Annotated in this window: 15 protein-coding genes; 7 read left to right on the forward strand and 8 right to left on the reverse strand. The window is 67.0% G+C overall.

Annotation, left to right across the window (positions count from 1 at the left end):
- The first annotated feature begins 111 nt into the window (after positions 1-111).
- Positions 112-1821, forward strand: a complete 1710-nt coding sequence (locus G6N07_RS02600; RefSeq protein ID WP_133055531.1) for a DEAD/DEAH box helicase — start codon at positions 112-114, stop codon at positions 1819-1821.
- On the forward strand, positions 1818-3722 hold the full coding sequence (locus G6N07_RS02605; RefSeq protein WP_085190366.1) for a hypothetical protein: 1905 nt from the start codon (positions 1818-1820) through the stop codon (positions 3720-3722). The genes G6N07_RS02600 and G6N07_RS02605 overlap by 4 nt, the downstream gene beginning before the upstream one ends.
- Before the next feature lie 17 nt (positions 3723-3739).
- On the opposite strand, the gene G6N07_RS02610 is transcribed toward G6N07_RS02605, so the two are convergent.
- Positions 3740-6340 (reverse strand): SEC-C metal-binding domain-containing protein, encoded by a 2601-nt coding sequence (locus tag G6N07_RS02610; RefSeq protein ID WP_085190365.1) that lies wholly within the window; start codon positions 6338-6340, stop codon positions 3740-3742.
- 179 nt (positions 6341-6519) lie between these two features.
- Between G6N07_RS02610 and car the strand changes: the two genes are divergently transcribed.
- A complete protein-coding gene (gene car, locus G6N07_RS02615) occupies positions 6520-10005 on the forward strand; it encodes a carboxylic acid reductase (RefSeq protein WP_085190463.1) in 3486 nt (1161 codons plus the stop codon).
- Positions 10006-10108: 103 nt separating this feature from the next.
- Here car and G6N07_RS02620 read toward each other — a convergent pair whose 3' ends face one another.
- The 6 genes from G6N07_RS02620 to vapB form a co-directional block, all read right to left on the reverse strand.
- Positions 10109-10495 (reverse strand): hypothetical protein, encoded by a 387-nt coding sequence (locus G6N07_RS02620; protein WP_235849721.1) that lies wholly within the window; start codon positions 10493-10495, stop codon positions 10109-10111.
- Positions 10496-10618: 123 nt separating this feature from the next.
- A complete protein-coding gene (locus tag G6N07_RS02625) occupies positions 10619-11980 on the reverse strand; it encodes a hypothetical protein (RefSeq protein WP_085190361.1) in 1362 nt (453 codons plus the stop codon).
- Between the two features lie 595 nt (positions 11981-12575).
- Positions 12576-13109 carry a hypothetical protein gene (locus G6N07_RS02630; protein ID WP_085190359.1) on the reverse strand — a complete coding sequence of 178 codons (534 nt, stop codon included), beginning with the start codon at positions 13107-13109 and terminating at the stop codon, positions 12576-12578.
- Positions 13110-13386: 277 nt separating this feature from the next.
- A complete protein-coding gene (locus G6N07_RS02635) occupies positions 13387-14007 on the reverse strand; it encodes a Uma2 family endonuclease (protein ID WP_235849716.1) in 621 nt (206 codons plus the stop codon).
- A gap of 219 nt (positions 14008-14226) precedes the next feature.
- Positions 14227-14658: a PIN domain nuclease gene (locus G6N07_RS02640; RefSeq protein ID WP_085190356.1), complete on the reverse strand. Its 432-nt coding sequence runs from the start codon at positions 14656-14658 to the stop codon at positions 14227-14229.
- Positions 14655-14879: a type II toxin-antitoxin system VapB family antitoxin gene (gene vapB / locus G6N07_RS02645; protein ID WP_085190354.1), complete on the reverse strand. Its 225-nt coding sequence runs from the start codon at positions 14877-14879 to the stop codon at positions 14655-14657. Before vapB ends, G6N07_RS02640 begins: the two co-directional genes overlap by 4 nt.
- Before the next feature lie 199 nt (positions 14880-15078).
- Between vapB and G6N07_RS02650 the strand changes: the two genes are divergently transcribed.
- Positions 15079-16065, forward strand: a complete 987-nt coding sequence (locus tag G6N07_RS02650) for an endonuclease/exonuclease/phosphatase family protein (protein WP_235849715.1) — start codon at positions 15079-15081, stop codon at positions 16063-16065.
- Between the two features lie 85 nt (positions 16066-16150).
- Here the strand turns inward: G6N07_RS02650 and ftsH are convergent, their stop codons facing one another.
- Positions 16151-18121, reverse strand: coding sequence for an ATP-dependent zinc metalloprotease FtsH (ftsH, locus tag G6N07_RS02655; RefSeq protein WP_085190352.1), 1971 nt, complete (start codon positions 18119-18121; stop codon positions 16151-16153).
- 439 nt (positions 18122-18560) lie between these two features.
- On the opposite strand from ftsH, the gene G6N07_RS02660 reads away from it, so the two are divergent.
- From G6N07_RS02660 to G6N07_RS02670, 3 genes are all read left to right on the forward strand, one after another.
- Complete coding sequence (locus G6N07_RS02660) at positions 18561-18824, forward strand: YbbN family protein (protein WP_085190350.1); 264 nt, start codon at positions 18561-18563, stop codon at positions 18822-18824.
- Between the two features lie 72 nt (positions 18825-18896).
- Positions 18897-19196 carry a DUF4193 domain-containing protein gene (locus G6N07_RS02665; RefSeq protein WP_085190347.1) on the forward strand — a complete coding sequence of 100 codons (300 nt, stop codon included), beginning with the start codon at positions 18897-18899 and terminating at the stop codon, positions 19194-19196.
- A gap of 128 nt (positions 19197-19324) precedes the next feature.
- Positions 19325-20068 carry a GAF and ANTAR domain-containing protein gene (locus G6N07_RS02670; RefSeq protein ID WP_085190345.1) on the forward strand — a complete coding sequence of 248 codons (744 nt, stop codon included), beginning with the start codon at positions 19325-19327 and terminating at the stop codon, positions 20066-20068.
- Positions 20069-20123: the final 55 nt, after the last annotated feature.

Here is a 20123-nt window from a genome sequence, read left to right on the forward strand (position 1 = left end):
GTGTCACATCAGGCACATTTGTCACACATCGGCGCGGGTGGTCGGTCGTGTCAGTTGCCGCCGGTACGGTCAGCGCAGAGCTTTGCATGCACCAGCCTGTCGGGAGGCCCAGTGACCGTCACCATCGACGCCGCCGAGACGTCGGCAGCCGACTTGTCCGCCTACCTGCCGTTGCTCGCGCGGTTGCGCAATGGCGCACGGCTGCAACCGGATTGGTCCGCGCTGGTGGACGACGCCGTTCAGGTCTGGGCACGGCCGGGATTCGACACCTTCCTTGCGCTACCGCGGTTGCGGTTCGAACCGTTCGACTATCAGCTGCAGGCCGCGCGGACCGTGCTGCGGCGGATGCGTGGACGAGGCATCCTGGCCGATGAGGTGGGCCTCGGCAAGACGATCGAGGCCGGGTTGGTGCTGTCCGAGCTACGCATGCGCGGGCTCGCCGACCGTGTGCTGGTGGTCGTTCCGGCGGGGCTTGTCGACCAATGGCGCGACGAGCTCGAACGGAAGTTCGGGTTGCCGACCGCAATCGCCCGATCAGGTTCGGCACCCGGGCGTGAAACCGGGATAGACCGGCCGGTCCTTATCGCCTCGCTTGCCGCCGCTCGGCGCGATCCGTTGCTGGGCCGGCTGACCGGCACCGACTGGGACCTGGTGATCTTCGACGAGGCGCACCGGCTCCGTAGCCCTCGAAGCGCGTCGGGCAGGCTCGCACGCAGGCTTCGCGCCCGCTATCTGCTGATGCTGACCGCAACGCCGGTGGAGAACAAGTTGTCGGACCTGTACCAGCTGGTCAGTCTCGTCGCGCCCGGACTGTTCGGCACACCTGCGCAGTTCCGCGCCAAACATGGTGCCGCGTCGGTGGAGTCGAAACCGCGCAACCTCGAGGAGCTGCAGGCACGCACGCGGGAGGTGATGGTGCGGCATCGCCGCAGCGAGGTCGCCGTGATGCTGCCGCCGCGCCTCGCCGAGACCACTTTGGTGGCGCCCGGCATCGACGAGGCCGGTCTCTATGCCGACATCGTCCGGCGAGTCAGGGCTGCGGCGACCGACTCCGGACGCACCCGGTTGGCCCTGCGCGGCCTGACTCGGCTGGCCGGCTCCAGCCCCGCGGCCGCCGCGCCGACGCTGGCGAAACTCGGCTGGGACGACCTCGCCGAACGCGCCCGAGCCATCCCGGAACCGGACAAGGTTCGGGTGCTGGTCGAACTCCTTCGGCGCCACGTCACCGCAGGGGAGAAGGTCTTGGTATTCACCGGGTTTCGGCAGACACTGGATGTGCTCGCCGGAGCGGTCGAGCGCGCCGGGCTGTCGGCGGCGGTGTATCACGGCAGCCTCACCCGCGCGCAGAAGGAGGCGGCGATCGGACAGTTCCGCGCTGACACGCCGGTCCTGCTCTCGACAGAGTCGGCGGGTGAGGGTCGTAACCTCCAGTTCTGCCACGTGATGGTGAACTTCGACCTGCCATGGAACCCGATGCAGATCGAGCAACGGCTGGGCCGGCTTCACCGGGTCGGCCAGGAACAAGACGTGACGCTGACCAACCTGGTCTGCCGGGGGACCATCGAACAACGGGTCATGCACGTGCTGGAGGCAAAGATCAATCTGTTCGAACTGGTCGTCGGTGAACTTGACATGATCCTCGGGCGGGTCGACGACGACTTCGATTTCGAGACCGAGGTTTTCGACGCGTTCGTCGACGCCGTCGACGACGACGAGTTCGAGCGACGGCTCGACGCCTTGGGCAACGCGCTCGCCGAGGCCAGACGCGGCTATCTGAAAAGTAGGGAAGGCGTCGACGTTCTCGTGGGGGAGCCATCGTGACGAGCGCCGATGTCGGGCTGGGCTTTTGGCTGCGGTATGTCGAGGCGAGCGGCGGGCTCACCGAATTCGTCGGTGACACGACGATGGTGATGCTCCCGTCGGCGCTGCAGACCGCGCTGGAGCTGCCGGAGGAGCTGCACGTCACCGCCGATCCCGACGTCGCTCGCGAGGACGGTGCGACGTTGCTCTCGGCCGGGCATCCCGCGCTGAGCCGGTGCGCCGACGAGGTGCTCGCTGTGGGTGACGTCGGCGCGCTGACTGTTCCGGTGGCCGCCACGCCGCCACCCCCGGCCGAGCAACTGCAGGCGGCGGCGCGCGATCAGTTCACCGTCGAGCACGGACGCATCGACGCCAACGGTGCACCGACACGATCGGTGCGCGCCATACTGCGCGTCGGGGCGCTGGTCGACTACACGCTGTCAAGCGACGACCACTACCAGGAATGCGCCGAATGCTGGGTGGACGTGCCATCGCAACGCCGGCTCGACACCCAGGTCAGCACGAAGCTTGCCGGCTTGTCAGCGGTGCCGAAAGACGACGCACCGCTGCCTGAGGACTTGAGCGCGGCGATTCGGTATGCGGACCGGGTCATCGAGCAGTGCGCCGAGCGGCGGCGATCCGAACTGGGTGACGACATCGGCAAGGCGCGCGACGCGGAGCTCGACCGCGTCGAGGCCTACTATCGGGATGCGCTCGCGACCCTGGAGCGTCGGCGCGAGCAAGCACCTGCCGACCGCCGGGAGCTGCTGGACGCACGCGCCGAAAGTGTACGGAGCGAGCGTGCCCGGCGGATCGAGGAGACTCGGCAGAAATACCGAGCCAGCCAGGAGATCCGACCCTATCGGCTGCACATCTACGAGATACCGGTATGGCGGTTGCCGGTCGACGTTCGTCGCGGCGACCGACGTTACCCGCTGATGATCGATTGGCTGATTCCGCTCGCCCGGTTCGCCGACATCGCGTGTCCACACTGCGGTGCCGATGAACGACTCGTCGCCACCAAGACGAGGCTCGGCTGCACCGCATGCGTTCCCCGGCCCACGGTTCGGCTCGTACCTGAGCCCGCCAGACCGTCGGCAAAGCCGGCTGCGAAGGCCCAACAGGTTGTCACACCACCGCCTACGCCACCGCCTACACCGAGGCCGCACCGGCCGGTGGTGCGCCCCGATCCCGGGCCGAGGTCAGCCAACCCCGACAAAGTCGGCGACAAACTCACCCGATACGTGTGGGACGCGGTGGTTCGCCGCGACCGGCGGCTCGCGCGGCACTGTGCGCCCAATTCACCGGCGGCGGCGGCGATCCGGCTGTACGGCCCGTCGGGTGCGGCCTGGGCCATCGGGCTCCCGCCGACCGAGGACATGGTCGCCGTCGCCGCGCAGACGACAACGTCATCGTCGGGCGTGCACCATGCGTCCATGGGTTACGTGGAGACCGCCGCGGGGAAGCGGTTCCCCTTCCTGCTTCGCTGGCAAGCGGAAGGGGGCGCTGGACAGATCGACGAGGTCCTGCCCTACGACTGGCCCTTCGAGTCGGCGTACTTGCGCCGATGGGTGAACGGACCTGGCCGCGCGGGTGTGCAGGCGCCGCCGCCACCCCGAGTCCCGCTCGGCCCGGTCGGCGAATCGCTGTGGCGGAACGCGATTCCCCTATTCGGCCTGCCCACGGTGCTGCGTTGCCTCGCGGCGCTGTGGCGGTTGCCCGACGAGGAAGGGTTTGTCGACGTGCACGGCCCGGCGGTGCTCGCCGCGGGCATCGAACGACTGGTGTGCCGGCGTGCGAACCTCACAACGGGCCGTTTCGCTGACGTCGCGGTGGCTTACGGCGTCGAGGAAGCCGCGGTGCGGGCCGCCGACGCCGACCTGCAGAAGTGCCTACAACTTGGGCCGCAGAGGTGGTGGTAGCCCTCCGGCTGCACCGCTTACCCGAGGCCGAGCGCGGCGCGGAGCCGGTCGGGGTCCATACCGGCCGTGCCCGGGACGACGGCGGGAAACGTGTCGAGGAGTCTGATGAGGTCGGCGCGGCGGGTGGGGTCGTCGGCGGCTTGCCGCGGGGTGTGGCCGTCGAGCGCGGGAAGGGGCTGGTCGAGCCACGTGGTTTCGTAGTCGCGGACGAACTCGTCGAGAAACGCGGCCAGCTCGGGGTCGTCGGGATCGATTGCGTCGTCGTTTGCAGCGGGCAGCTGCTTGGCCAGCTCCGCGACGTCGCGGGCGTTGCGCAGGGGCCGGCGCGAGTCGTCGAGCACCTCCATCGCGGGGTCGCAGCGTGCCAGTGTCGCCAGCACCCGATCCATTCGCTTCTCGCTGTTGGTCTCGACCCGCAGCTCGTCGCCGTCGAGGGTCAGCACCGCCCGGATGCGCGGCATGCCGTCGGTGGTGACGTGTTCGAACCACCGCGTCGCATCCTCTTCGTCGTCGCGGTGGTAGATGTCGTCCAAGGCGGCCTCCATCTCGGCTGGGTCGCCGACGCGCACGGTGGCCTCGCAGATCGCCAATGGGTCGCCCTCGGTGTTGGCCAGCGCCGGCGGTGCGAACCGTCGGCTCAGATGCCCTACCAGCGTCACCGGGTCGGGTTCGGTGTCGAGAAGGTCGATCAACCGGTCGCGTTGGTGCAGTTCGACCGGTTCTATCCCGCCGAAGAAGTTCATGGTGTCCCCGGTGGGCAGCGGGTGTGCGCAGATCAGCTGCCCGACCTTGAGTTGGCGGCTGGCCGCCCGCTCGTGCACCTCATGGGTGTCGCCGGTGCGCAGGTCGCGCACCGTGACGCTGTGGCCACTGTGCACCTGCTCCACCTCGAACACCGACCGCCCTGCCAGCTGCCATTGCTCGGCCAGCAACCGCTCGTCGTCGGGCAGCAGCGAACCGCGCACATCGAGGAACTCCGCGAACGCGCCGCCCTCGAACAGCACCGCGTCCATCACCAACGGATCCGCCAGCGCCTCGAACAGTGCGTCGGGATCCAGGTGGCCGTAGCGGAACCGTTCGTCGCCCGCTGCGGCCAGCTCGTCGTGCCAGCCGTCCAGCAGCGCGTACTGCGCGGCTTTCGTGTACAGCCAGCCCGTCCGCTCGGGCAGGGGCAACTCCTCGCGCCGGAGATGACACTTTTTGTACTTGCGGCCGGACCCGCACCAGCACGGCTCGTTGCGGCCGAGGTCTCGGCGCTGCTGCACCCGATGCTGCTCCAGCAGCTCCACGAGCGGATGGTCCGGGGCGGCCCCGGCGCGGCGCAGCAGCGACAGCCCCCGCTCGGCGTCGCCGCGATCGGAGGCGATGCGGGCCAGATCGAACAGCGGCAGCGGCCAGTCCGGATCCATCGACTCGGCCGCGAGCAGCTCGCGCTCGGCCTGCTCGATGTCGTCGAGCCGCTCGAGCGCCACTGCGCGTAGCCACCGACACGCCACCTTGGCCGCGCGCGGCACCTTCGGCTCCAGCACCTCCGCCAACAAGCCCAGTCCGGAGGCTCCGGCGCGCCCGGTGCCGACCGTCTCGGCCACCAGCAGCTCGGCCAGCAGCGGGTCGGCGAGCGCGGCCCCGAGCTCGCCGACCAGATCGGAGAGGTCTTGGGCCGCCGGCTTTTCCGCGGGTTCGGGGGTCGTCGCGTCCGCGCCGGCAGCGGCGAGCGCCACCTCCGGCAGTGCGTCCTCGTCGGCCGCCTCCATCGTGAGCCGCGACATCTGCCCGTAGATGTGGACGAGCATATAGAGCGCGAACGCGTCGTCGGGGTCGAGGCCGTGTCGCTCGGCCAGCCGCGCGCATCCGCGGTCGAGACGCCAGCGCTCGAAGTCGAATCCGCTGGGTGCGAGCCACTCGCCCTCGCTCGCCAGGCCGGCGTCGTCGGCGATCTCGCACAGCGGCGGCAGCGGCTGGGTGAACAGCGCCGGGTCCTCGGCGCACGCCGTCCATACCGGCACGTCGAAGTGCTGCGGCTCTTCGCCGTCGACCATCGCGGCCAGCCGCTGGCCCACCGCGGCAGCTGCGGGCGCGGGGATGCCGGGGCGGGTCACCCGTTCGACTACGAGGCCCTGCTCGGTCAGGCGCACCCCCACCAGGTCGCCCTCGGCGACGCCCAGTGCCGCCAGCGTGCCGGGCGCCAGCAGCAGCGCGCCGAGCGGGTCGATCGCCTCCTCCGCAATGCCACGTTGTTCGAGCAGATCGTCGTCGAAGCCGGCCAGCACGACGTGCGCCGCCGACCCGTCGGTGAACTGCCGGTACGGCTCGTGCTCACACAGCGTTGTGATCGGGTCCAGGTCCGGCGTCACGGTGAGGAGGTCGTGGGCCAGTTCGTCGGCGTCGAGCCGGTGCGTGAACACTCGCCCGGCGAGGATTGCCGGCAGCCACACCCATCGGTCGTCGACTAGTTTCCGTGCCGGACAAGCAATTTCATCGAGAAGGCGGTCCAGCAAGGTGTCCGGATCGGCCACGCCGATGTCGCGCAGCCGTTGTGCGATGTCGTCCTCGTGCAACGGGCCGTGCTCGCCCAGAATCTGTTCAAGGGTTCGCTCCCAGTCCACCGTGTCCACCACGGCGACCACACTATGTCCCGGCGGGGTGAGCGGGAAGTCTCTCGCTCGAGCCCGGCGCGGAGCCAGATAAGTTGCGCGGAGCCAGATAAGTTAGCTGTGCTAACGTCGTTTAACAGCGGGCGCAGGGTGGCGCCCCGTCTGGTTTCCCGTGATTGCCCTGATCTGATCGAGGATTTGTGATGCCTACCGATACCCGTGGCGAGCGGCCCGTGCGCCCCGTCGCCGAGCTTGTCGCCGACCTGTACGCCGCTGACCAGCAGTTCGCCGCCGCGGCACCCGACGAAGCGGTGTCCGCTGCGATCGAAAACCCTGCCTTGGGCCTGCCGCAGGTGGTGCAGGCCGTGTTCGACGGTTATGCCGATCGCCCCGCTCTCGGGCAGCGCGCCGTCGACTTTGTGACCGACGCCACGGGCCGGACATCGATCCACCTGCTGCCCCGGTTCGACACCATCAGCTACGGCGGGCTGTCCCGGCGCGTCGGCGCCGTTCACGGTGCACTCGCCGACACGGTCAGCCCGGGCGACCGTGTCGCCATTGTCGGCTTCGCCAGTGTCGACTACACCACCGTCGACATCGCGCTGATCATGCTCGGTGCAGTGTCGGTGCCGCTTCAGACCAGCGCGCCGGCCGCTCAACTTCTCCCCATCGTCGCCGAGACCGAACCCACCGTCGTCGCCTCCAGCATCGACTTCCTCGCTGACGCGGTCGAGTTGATCCGCACCGGCCACCGGCCGTCGCGCCTCGTGGTATTCGACTACCGGCCCGAGGCCGACGACCACCGCGAGGCCCTCGACGCCGCCAGGGCCGGATTGCCCGAAGACTTCCCCGTCGAGACGCTCGTCGACGTGATCGACCGCGGGACGTCGCTTCCGGCGGTGCAGCCGGTGAGCTCCGACAGCGACGAGGCGCTGTCGCTGCTGATCTACACCTCCGGAAGCACCGGAACACCGAAGGGCGCCATGTATCCCGAGCGGATGGTGGCCAATTCGTGGCGCCAGTCCGCCCGCGGCGGCTGGGGCGACGGGGCTGTCTATCCGTCCATCACGCTCAACTTCCTGCCGATGAGCCACATGATGGGTCGCGGCCTGCTCTACGGCACGCTCGGGGCCGGCGGGACCGCATACTTCGCCGCCAAGAGCGATCTTTCGACATTCCTGGCGGATCTCGCGCTGGTCCGGCCCACCCAGCTGACCTTCGTCCCACGCATCTGGGACATGATCTTCGACGAGGTCCGCAGCGAGATCGACCGCCGCGGCGCCGAGGAGGCCGACGTGCTGGCCGAGCTGCGGCAGAGTCTGCTCGGCGGACGCTACATCATGGCGATGACCGGCTCGGCGCCCATCTCCCCGGAGATGAAGACGTTCGTCGAGACCCTGCTCGACATGCACCTGATCGACGGCTATGCCTCCACCGAAGCGGGCCTGGTGTTCATCGACGGGCAGGTGAAACGGCCGCCGGTGATCGACTACAAGCTCGCCGACGTCCCCGAGCTCGGCTATTTCAACAGCGACCGGCCGCATCCGCGGGGCGAGCTGCTGGTCAAGTCGCACACCCTGTTCCCCGGCTACTACAAGCGCCCCGAGGTCACCGCCGAGATGTTCGACGAGGACGGCTACTACCGCACCGGGGACATCGTCGCCGAGACCGGACCCGACCAGCTGGCCTATCTCGACCGGCGCAACAACGTGCTCAAGCTCTCGCAGGGCGAGTTCGTCGCGGCGTCCAAGCTCGAAGCGATCTTCGGTGACAGCCCGGTGATCCGGCAGATTTACGTGTACGGCAACAGTGCCCGCCCCTACCTGCTCGCCGTCGTCGTGCCGACCGACGAGGCACTGGCCCACCCGGACGTGAAAGCCCTTGTAGCCGAATCGCTGCACGATGTGGCCAAGGCGGCCGCGTTGCAGTCCTACGAAATCCCCCGCGACTTCATCGTCGAGACCGCACCGTTCACCCTGGAGAACGGCCTGCTCACCGGCATTCGCAAACTCGCACGGCCAAAGCTCAAGGAGCGCTACGGCGATCAGCTCGAGCGGCTCTACACCGAACTGGCCGAGGGGCAGGCCGGCGAGCTTCACGCCCTGCGTCACCGCGGTGCCGACGCTCCGGTGCTGCAGACCGTCAGCCGGGCCGCGGGCGCGCTGCTCGGCGCCGCCGCGGGTGACCTGCAGCCCGATGTGCACTTCACCGACCTCGGTGGTGATTCGCTGTCGGCGTTGACGTTCGCCAACCTGCTGCGTGAGATCTTCGACGTCGACGTGCCCGTCGGGGTGATCGTCAGCCCGGCCACCGACCTGCAGGCCGTCGCCGCCTACATCGAGGCCGAGCGGCGGCCCGGTGCCAAGCGTCCGACCTTCGCGTCGGTGCACGGCCGCGACGCCACCGAGGTCCACGCCGGCGACCTCGCACTGGACAAGTTCATCGACGCGCAGACCCTCGCGAACGCGCCGTCCCTGCCGGGTGCGAGCACGCAGGTCCGCACGGTGCTGTTGACCGGGGCGACCGGATTCCTCGGCCGCTACCTGGCTTTGGAGTGGCTCGAGCGGATGGACCTGGTCGACGGCAAGCTGATCTGCCTGGTGCGCGCCAAGGACGACGCCGCCGCGCGCGCACGGCTGGACAAGACGTTCGACTCGGGCGACCCCGAACTGCTGCGGCACTACCGCGACCTGGCCACCGATCACCTCGAGGTCATCGCCGGCGACAAGGGCGAGGCCGATCTGGGCCTCGACCGACAGACCTGGCAGCGATTGGCCGACACCGTCGACCTGATCGTCGATCCCGCGGCACTGGTCAACCACGTCCTGCCCTACCGAGAGCTGTTCGGGCCCAACGCCCTCGGCACCGCGGAGTTGATCCGCATCGCGCTCACCACCAAGCAGAAGCCGTTGGTGTACGTGTCGACCATCGGCGTCGGCGCGGGCGTCGAGCCGGCTGAGTTCACCGAGGACGCCGACATCCGCGAGATCAGCGCGACCCGCAGGGTCGACGACGACTACGCCAACGGCTATGCGAACAGCAAGTGGGCCGGGGAGGTGCTGCTGCGCGAGGCCCACGATCTATGCGGCCTGCCGGTCTCGGTGTTCCGCTGCGACATGATCCTGGCCGACACCACCTACGCGGGCCAGCTCAACCTGCCCGACATGTTCACCCGGTTGATCCTCAGCCTCGTCGCCACCGGCACCGCGCCCGCGTCGTTCTACGAGCTCGACGCCGACGGCAACCGGCAACGCGCCCACTACGACGGCCTGCCCGTCGAGTTCATCGCCGAGTCGATCTCCACGCTCGGTGAGCGGGTCGTCGACGGGTTCGAGACCTATCACGTGATGAACCCGTACGACGACGGCATCGGGCAGGACGAGTTCGTCGACTGGCTGATCGAGGCCGGGTACCCGATCGAGCGGGTCGGCGACTATGACCAGTGGCTGGCACGGTTCGAGACCGCGATCCGCGCACTGCCCGAACGGCAGCGCCAGGCCTCGTTGCTACCGCTGCTGCACAACTACCGCCACCCGAGCCGGCCGCTGCGCGGCGCCATGGCCCCGACCGACCGTTTCCGCGCCGCGGTGCAGGAAGCGAAAATTGGCCCCAGCAAAGACATTCCACACGTGAGGCGGGAGGTCATCGTCAAGTACGTCACCGACCTTCAGCTGCTCGGCCTGCTCTGAGCCGGTCGCTCGCTCGCCGACTGAACCTGCCGAGAGCAACGACCGTACTTCGGGCGCCGCAGAACGATTAGGGCCGGTGCGGATCCGGAGTGAATTCTCTAGGTCAGGTGTTGTTCAAGCTGATGTGGACGAACCGGATGTTTGGATCTCGCTCATCGACAATGAGTGTGCGGTAGACCGATCTGCCTTCGGCGTTTTCGTAGCGGTCTTGGGCCTTTAACACAGTGGGGGAGCCTGCCAGGCTGGGGCCGGCAAGCAGCTCGTCGAATGGCGGATACGCCCTTATGAGCGGCTTGTCGAAATGGGAGTCAGCGAGCAACGTCGTCAATCCGCCGGGATCGGTCCGAAGCGCCAGCTGGTATCTGGTGTCGAGCGCACTGTCCACGCGTGCCTGTAGCACCTCGGCATTCGGCGGCAACTCGAGACCGCCGAAGGCCGAAGCTTCTCTGATCAGGTCGGGGCTTGTCGACGTCTCGTTGCGTGCGCCCACCGCTTGGCCCACTGGATCGTCATGCTTCGAGCAGGAACCCACTATCAATAGGAGAAGCATCGCGACACCAGGCAGCAGTGAGCGCCTCGCTCGGATCATCCTGCGACTCTCCCGGGGACGTATTCACTGTGGCCGTACCGTCCGGGATCGGACCGTGTACCGTCGCGATTGTCGGGGGCACTCGGCAAGTCGAGCGGCGTGTTTGACGGTAGTGCACCCTCGTAGTGGTGCACACTCCCCGATCCGGAAATGTTGTATTCCTTTGCAAGCCCGGCGGTGTGGAGAGCGCCCATTCTTTCGTCGCTGATCGTTACGCCTTCCGTTCCAGTTGTATCGGTCGAATACGTGCGTCTGGTAGTCGACGGTCACGGTGGGCTCCCCTCCCGGTTCCGTAGGGGGATGCACCGTAACGACGCCGGTTACCGACTGCTGTATGCCGCCCATGGCGTAGAACCAGTCCTTGCTGTCTTCGGGTCCGATGTACGGTCCATTCCAGTCGGACTGGAACTGAACTGGCGTCCCATAGTTGCCGGTAGCGGCCGCCTCGGCCGCAATCCGTTCGACCTCGCTGTTCGCGATCTCGTTCGTCATCTGTTGGGTCTTCGGAACATCGCGCATGATCTCGTCAGGATTTACGGTGAAGTCCTCGCCCGAGTTCTCGAGATAGTGCCGCAGATTTCGTGCTGCTTGTGTCCATCCTTGCGCCTCGGCCGCGTCGGCAGCTTTCTCGGCGACCTCCTCGAATAGGATGTCATCGCCGCGGCTGTACCACGGCTGTGAACCGTGGGGCGCTTGTCCGCTATCGGTAGGTGGCGGCGGCTTCGGTCCCGGGATGTTCGGCGTGTGAGCCTCGCCATCCGTAGTGGGTCCTTGCTTGAAGTCGACGGCATGGACGGTCCCGTCGTTGCGCGTGGTCCATTCCGCCGGAATCATGCCGTCGAGAGCGGCGGCTCCGGCTTGCAGCTTTGCGCCGATCTGGGCGTCCTCGGAGGCCAGGATGCCGGCCCACTTCGCGATGTCGGCGTGATGTTCTTCGGCTCTGGCCTTGCGCTCCGCATACGCGTGCAGCTCGCGGCTGGTGTACCGGCGCAGGTCGGTGACCGTCAAATCATCGCCGACCTTGAAGTCATCAGCTTCCGCCTCAGAGATCGTATCCAGGGCCCGTTGTCGCACCTGGTACAGGTTTCCTGCGCCGAGATCAGCTGCCCTCGCCATCTCCCGCTTGTGGCCGCCCGCCCGGTAGACCACTGCTCGGTCGGCGTAGCCAGCCTCCTGTGCGGTATCGGCAGCATCCCCGGTCCATTCCGCGCCGCCGGGGGCGGACAGCTGCTGCGAATGACTGTCGGCTGTGATCTCGATTTTCTCCGCGGCGGCCCGATATGCCGCCGCCGAGGAGGACAGGTCATTGATGGCGTCAATCCAGCCTTCGATCTCTGAGCGCGTGGGGACACCGGCACCAGGGCCCGACGCTGCGCCGGATGTCATGGGAGTCCGGAGTAACCCGCTCACACCGACACCTTCACAACGTCGGCGGCCGCGCCTTCGTCAGTGACGCGGTAGCTGCCCGCCGCCACCCCGATCGATTTCCCATGATTCGCTAGGCGGTTCCCGTATGCCTGGTTGAAGGCCGCGATAGCTGCAGACATGGCCGCGGCGCCAACCCTGGAAGCCCTCGAGCCAACGGCTGCGGATGAGTCGGCAGACGCTACGTGACGTCCTCGTCCAATCAATTCCGCGGATGCGGCGCGTAACCCATCTGGGCTTGCAGAAAAAGGATCTGGCACGTGTTACCCCGGGTCGCGTTGGTGACTACAGGAACGTGACTACAGGAACATTGTAGGGTCCAATGCTCGCCCACGGGCACGCGCGGGTTCGGCGTTCTGCGCCTCGTACAACTGTTGTGCAGCTGCCGCACCGAGTGACCGTGCGTCGCGGTGTTCGTCGCGGGGGACGCGGCCACCGAGCCAAGCCCAGATGTCACTGGTGCGCGGCAGCTGCCTTCGGGAGGCCGGCGACGGCGTAGACCTCGATCCGGCGGCGCGGTCGGCGTCCGCTCCGCAAGGATTCCGTCGTGTTCGTGCTAATCGACTTTCCCGTGACCGGGGTGGGCGCGGTAATCCATCGATTGTTTCGGCCGCAGTGGCAAGCGTTTGCCGGTGTGGTAAGCCGCCAGATAGAGCATCGCGAAAACGCCTACGGTGGCAATTGCCGCTAGGCCGAACTGAATATGCTGTCCGCGCGCGATTCCATAGCCCCAACTGGCGTCGCCGTAGCCAGTGGCAACGGCAAGAAACACCAGGAATGCTATCCCGATGAGGGCAACCCAGGCCTCGCCTTCAACCGTCGCAAATGCATACAGGTTGCCCGATGAGATAACTAGCACGGGTATGAGGACCCACCACATTTTCGTCGCGGAAAGGAGTCCGCTGTATGCATCCGGAGCGGGATCGTGCTCTGCCTCCATCGAGGCACTCGCGTGCGTCTTGACGGATCGATCATGGGCGTCAGGTTGGCTGTCTTGGACCGTGAGCGCGTATATCTTGCCGCCGATCTTGATGTAGGGCGTGTACGCATACGCAGCCACGGTCATCGCGCCCAAGTAAAAGCCGGCCATCCCCAATCCCTTTTCCCAATCCGGGTAGAAGGCGAGACCCGTCGCGACAGCCCCTACGCAGGCGCAGCCCCAGCAAAGTCATCGCCGGCTTCGCCGACCATCGCGACGCCGTCGCCCCCCACGCATTGCGGCGTCCTTGACGCACTATGCAGTTGCGCGAAGCCGATTCCCTGCAAGGCTGCGTGCCCCCTTGAACGTCTTGGCGATGCACAAAGGCTTTCGCGAATTCACTGCCGAGATTGGCGCGGATTGGCACGGCGGCGCCGGGTTGGAGGAGTCAGCGGCCGGTCAACTCGTCCATCGTGAACTCCACATTTGTCGGCTCGGTCACACGGACGCTGTCTCCATCGAGCGCCGTAACTCGTCGATAGATTCCGCCGTCGAGGCGATAGGCCAGGAATCGGTCATCAGCCGGTGCATCCGGATCGACGATCCAGTAGTTCTCGATGCCGGCCTTGGCGTACTCGTACAACTTCATGACGTGGTCTGTCCCACGTGAGCCTGGCGATACGACCTCGACGACGAGCACCACATCCGCCGCCGGGACCCGGGCAGCGCGCCCCTCGAACAGATGCTCTGCAACCACGACGATGTCAGGGTCCCGCACACTCGGCGGGAACGACGCACTGGTTATCACTTCTATCTCGGGAACCGCCTCGAGTCCATCCGGCAGGTGATCTTCGAGAAGGCGGGTGAGCCTTCTGGAAATGCGCTGATGCCATAGCTGCGGACGCGGCGACATGATGAGGGTCCCCTCGCTGAGTTCCCACCGTCGCGTCGGGTCGAGTTCCAGCGCATCCCACTGTTCGAGGCTCAGCAGACCACGGGGCAAGTCTGCAAGATCCGACACCGCGCCTCCTTCCGGCTTGGAACTCGAATACGTGAAGATTACGCGCAACGGCGGTCACGTCATAGTCTGGTGAATCCCACCGACAACAACTTGCGGGCGATGGCCCAGCGGTTCGCATCCTGCGACTCTCCCGGGGACGTATTCGCTGTGGCCGTACCGTCCGGGATTCGGACCGAGTACCGTCGCGATCGTCGGGGGCACTCGGCAAGTCGAGCGGCGCGTTCGACGGCAGCGCACCCTCGTAGTGGGTGCACACTCGCCATCTTGTCATTCCGCCTTGGCGGTGCCGCTGTAGGCCAGGCGATTTGCCGGCTGTCCGGTCAGCGCGGTGATGATGTCGAAGTCTTTGTCGACGTGCAGGACTGTCAACCCGGCAAGCTCGGCGGTGGCCGCGATGACGAGGTCGGGAATTGATGGACCGCGGTGCTGACCCCGATCGGCCAGCAGAATCAGCACTTCCAACGCGCGGTCCTCTATCTTCGGCGTCAAATACTCGACTGGCATTGCCGCCAAGGGCGGCTCGCGGAACTCACGGCGGGCGACATCACCGGATTGCGCCGAATAGCCAATTTCCAGGCGAGTCAAAGTGCTGATGTGGATCATTCCCCGCTCAATGCGGTTCGCCCAGAGGTCCCGATCCGGACTCTGTGCAAGCCGGACGAGGGCGGACTTGTCGATCAGCCACTCCTGTTCGGTCACCGACCCCAAGCCTCGCGCATGAGCTCCTCATCAGCGAGGCCAGCCGCAACCTGTCCGAGCCGGCGAAGGTCATCACTGGTGACCCGAACGCGCATCGTCCGGGCATCCTGAGCAAGGCGGCGGCGGATGTACTCGACGCGCGACAAGCCCAACTCAGCCGCTCGCGCATCCAGGCCGGCCAGCACGTCGTCTGGAATGTTCCGGATCAAGACGTCACTCATACGCCTATGATAGCGCCTGATATCACCGGCCTGACGACATCCTTCACGCTCGCCTGGTACGGGAGCGATCAGAGCGCCTCGGCGCCTCACCGGTGCGGATTTGCCATCCTCACGAACCCAGCCTGGCGCTGGTAGCCTGCCGTCAATTGCTGGCGCATAGGGGGGGAGGCGTGGCCGTCGGGTGTCGGGAAAGCTGCATGTGTCGCGCAAAGTCCGTGCACGCCTGACGGGGTTCGCGGTCGGCGCGCTGCTTTTCGCCGTCTTCATGCTCGTGGTGCGAGCCCGGCCACTGTCGAATGTCTTCGCCCTGGTGATAGCCGTCGGATCGCCGTACGCCCCGTTCGTCGCCCTGGCCGGCTTGGGGCTGTCCCTGCTGGCCGGCCGAAAACTCCTGTCGATCGTCGCGGTGTTGGTTGTCGCGGCGGCATTCGTCGTGCAGTTGCCGCTGCAGCTCGGAAGGCCTGCGGATGGTGGTGAATACGCGGCGGTCCGGATATTGTCGTCGAACCTGCGCAAGGGGGAAGCGGACGCGTCGTCGTTCGTCGATCTGGCCAAGCAGAACGCGGATGTGATCACCGTGTCGGAGCTGACGCCGGGGGAGGTCGACCGCTTTTCACAAGCGGGAATCGGCGACGACTTTCCCTATCGGGTGCTCATCCCGGCGTCGGGCGCCGGGGGAATCGGCCTGTGGAGCAGGTTTGCGCTCACTGCGGTATCGCCACGCGAGCGACCCCGCAACGTGGCGATCACCGCGGCGCGGCTGCAGATTCCCAGCGTCGATGTCGACCCGCTGGTGGCCAGTGTGCATGTCATGTCGCCGGTGGCGAACGAGACGGACACCGTCGACCAATGGCAGAGCGGTATCGCGGCGACGAAGTCGGTGTTGGACGATTTCGCCGACATCGCCGGGCGGGGCGCAGTGGTCGTCGCAGGCGACTTCAACAGCACACCGGACATGCGGCAGTTCCGTGATCTGCTGACCGACGGTTACCGCGACGCGGCGGACCAGACCGGGGCGGGGTTCGTGCCGACGTTTCCGGCCAATAGGTCACTGCCACCGGTGTTGGCCATCGACCACGTGCTGACCCGGGGCGCGACCGCCGCGTCGCTGCGCACGGAAACGGTCGCCGGCTCCGACCATCTCGCGCTGCTGACAACCGTGCACATCCCGAAACAAGGCGCCTGACCCGCCCTTCCTTCCGCGAGCAGACACAAATGTCCCCGCACACCCGGCGTGTCGGGGACATATGTGTCTGCTCGGCAGCAAAAGGTCACTGGTGGACGGCGGCTTCCCTGGAGATGCCGGCGGCGGCGTAGACCTCGAGTTCGTCGAGTGTCTCGTGGGCGAGAAGTTCTGCGACGATGTTGTCCAGTTTGTCGCGGTTCTCGCGCAGCAGCCGGCGTGCTTCGCCGTAGCAGTCGTCGATGATGCGGCGGACCTCGTCGTCGACGGCGCCCAGCATGGAATCCGAGACGCCGGCCATGTGCGGGTCGCCCTCTTTCGGGAGGACCGAGACGGGCCCGATGGCATCCGACATGCCCCACCGGCCGACCATCGCCCGCGCGATGTTGGTGCAGTTCTCGAGGTCGTTCTCGGAACCGGTGGTGACCACACCGAAGACCTCCTCTTCGGCTGCCATGCCGCCGAGGGCTCCCACGATGCGGCCACGGAGGTAGTCGGCGCCGTAGCCGTAGCGGTCGTCCTCGGGGGTGGACAGCGTGACACCCAACGCGTGACCGCGCGGGATGATCGACACCTTGCGCACGGGATCGGCGCCGGGTTGCAGCACGCCGAGTAACGCATGGCCGGCCTCGTGGTAGGCGGTGCGGCGGCGCTCCTCGGGCGGCAACACCACATTGCGGGCGGTGCCGAGTTGCACCTTCTCCAGCGCGTCGGTCAAATCGCGGTGGGTGACGTGGGTCTGGCCGCGCCGAGCCGCCGCCAGGGCCGCCTCGTTGACGAGGTTGGCCAGATCCGCGCCGGTCATGCCCGGGGTGGACGCGGCGAGCCGTTCCAGATCCACGTCGTCAGCCAGCGGGACGCTTCGGGTGTGGACCCGCAGAATGTCGGCGCGGCCCTTGCGGTCGGGCGGATTGACCGTGATGGTGCGGTCGAACCGGCCGGGCCGCAGCAGCGCGGGATCGAGGACGTCGGGGCGGTTGGTGGCGGCGAGTACGACGACGCCCTCGGAGCCGGAGAACCCGTCCATCTCGGTGAGGATCTGGTTGAGGGTCTGTTCGCGTTCGTCGTGGCCGCCGACCGCCAGCGCGCTGCTGCGCGACCGGCCGATGGTGTCGATCTCGTCGATGAAGATGATCGCCGGGGCAACCTTACGGGCCTCTTCGAACAATTCGCGTACCCGCGATGCCCCGACCCCGACGATCATCTCGATGAACTCCGAGCCGCTGGCGGAGAAGAACGGCACGTTCGCTTCCCCCGCGGTCGCGCGGGCCAGCAGGGTCTTGCCGGTGCCCGGAGGGCCGCTGAGCAGCACACCCTTCGGCGCGCGGGCGCCCAGCCTGCGGTACTTGTCGGGGTCGCGCAGATAGTCGACGACGTCGTTGATCTCGCCTTCGACTTCGTCGATGCCGGCGACGTCGTCGAACGTCACGCGCACCGACTCGGGATCCACGGGCTTGCGCTTACCGGCGCCGACACCGCCGAACATGCCGCCCATCGCGCTCTGGCTACGCCGAAACAGCCAATACCAGAAGGCGAACAACAGCAGGATCGGCGCGACGGAGATCAGCAGGTTCACCAGGATGCCGCGGTCCTGGGTCAGCGGGGTCGCCGACACGGTGGCGCCGCCCTGCTGAAGCTGGGCCAGCAGGTCGTCCTGGGCAAACGTGGGCCGCTCGGTGGTGAACCGCTGATAAGTGCGTGCCTCCGGTGCGGATGCATTCTCGCCCGGTATGGGTTTGGGCTCACGCAGCGTGCCCTCGATGGTGTGGCCTCGAGAGAACACCTCTGCCACATTGTGCTGCTGAACCTGCGCGGTGAACTCGGTGTAGGGCACCTTGGTCGGTCCGTCAAGACCGTCCTGGATCGACAGCAGGATGAACACCACCAGATAGCCCAGTGCCAGGTAGCCCACCACCCGCCACCACTTCGGCTTGGGTCCGCGCCCGTCGTCAGGCGCGGGTAGCCCTTCAGCGCGCCAGGGTTTGGCCAGCCCGTCTGACGGTGGTGCGGACGGCGGCGTGCCGCTGCCGCTCGACGGCGCGCGGTCGTCTGCTGTCATGGCGTCGTGTTACCCACCACTGGATCGAAGGAACATCATCGGGCCGACCAAGTAGAAGGTCATCGTAGTCGAGAATTCCACGCTGTCGCGTTGGCGCCGGAACGCCGAGGTGCTGCCGGCGGCAAGGGCTTTGGTCCTGGTAGGACGAACCGCCGCACGGCTTTTCGGCGCGCCGGGCCCATGCCGAGCCGACCCGGTCTCGTGCACGGTAGAGCATCGATAGTAGCCCCGGGGAGTCTCTCGATGAATCCGTCTACACCAACGACAGCCTGACGAAGCGATGCACACCAACACCGTGGCCTGCCCCAGTTGCGCGTTCTGCAACGCCGTAACCGACTCTGCGAGCGCATCGCCTCGCTGTGCGCGGTGCCGATGTTGGCTGCCGTGGATCGTCGCAGCCGACGACCGGGACTTTGCCGGCATAGTGAAGAACTGCCCAGTGCCGGTCTTGGTGGACATGCGGGTCCGCGATAGCTCAACGCGCGGCCCCGCCAACTCGGCTCCGATTCAGTTGGCCATCGAGCGCGCCGGTGCGCTCAAGCTGGTCGAACTCGAGGTCGACCCAGGTCACATGCTGGCTCAGCGGTTCGACGACGGCTCCGGGCCGCGACTGCTGGTGATGAACGGCGGAACCGTGCTGGCACAGCATTGCGGGGCGTCCTCGATCGCGACGCTGCGCCGCTGGCTCGATGATGCCGTCTGAGGGCTGCAACGCCCGACCATTGCCAGCCTGGGGCTGGCTTTTCCGCTGTCCACCGGTACGACGGGAGTGGATATGACCACCGACTACGACACGCCACGTCGCACGGTCGTCGACGACGACGAGGGCATGTTGCCCGAACTCCGCGAACGGGGTGCTGAACTGCAGCTCGGCGAACTCGACGTCGACGAAGACGAGCTTGCCGAATCGTTCGAGTTGCCGGGCGCCGATCTGTCAGGTGAGGAACTCTCGGTCCATGTGGTGCCCATGCAGCCAGACGAGTTCTGGTGCAAGAGGTGTTTTCTCGTATATCACCGGAGCCGACTGGCCAGTTCACTCGACGGGACGCCGGTCTGCCGCGACTGCGCCGAATAACCGGCCGAACCACCACGGCACCCGGCATCGTCTTCCCAGCGGCCAGGTGGCGTCCGCGACCGTGACCCGCGCGATACGATGCGCTGTGCTTTGTTCGCGAAGGTGCTGCCCAAGAGAAGCGCCGATCCATGTCTGACGGGGGACGCCCAGATCCTCTGGCGCGGCTCGACGCCACGGCTGAGGCAGTCGCCGCGCTGCGGGATATTTTCGCCGCCGAAGAACCGCTGGACGACGTGCTGGCACGGGTGGCGGGCACCGCGGCCAGAGCGATTCCGGACGCCGACGCCGTCAGTATCACTGTGCTCACCGGCGACTCGCCGCGGACTGCGGCCTACACCGACGAGCGGATCCTGGAGCTGGACCGCAGCCAGTACGAATCCGGGCGCGGACCGTGTATCGAGTCGGCGCGGCATCAACGACCGGTACACGTCGAGATCGGCGACGGCACCACACCGTGGCCGGAGTTCGCCGAAGCGGCCAGGCGCAGCGGCATTCGGGCGTCGCTGTCGGTGCCGCTGTTGGTCGGCGACGACCAGCCGGAGATCGTCGGTTCACTGAACGTGTACAGCTACACCGCCCCGGCGTTCGACCCCTTCGACGAAGGCCTGATGCGTCTGTACACGGCCTCCGCGGGCCAGGCGATCACCAATGCGCGTCGTTGGCAACAAAGCCGCGACACCATCGCCCACCTGGAGCGTGCCCTGACCTCGCGCGCGGTGATCGACCAGGCCAAGGGGGCCTTGATGGCGGTCCATGGCTGCACCGCCGAGCAGGCGTTCGGGCGGTTGGTCGAGGAATCTCAGCGGCGAAATATCAAGGTGCACGACATCGCCCGCGAACTGATGGCCTCGTTGACCACGAACCGTCGGTGACGACGCGCCGACTTCTCGACCCGACAGGTCAGTTCGGCAGGCTCGGTTTCGGCCC

Origin of the sequence: Mycolicibacterium doricum, from assembly GCF_010728155.1 — a bacterium.
Lineage (GTDB): Bacteria > Actinomycetota > Actinomycetes > Mycobacteriales > Mycobacteriaceae > Mycobacterium > Mycobacterium doricum.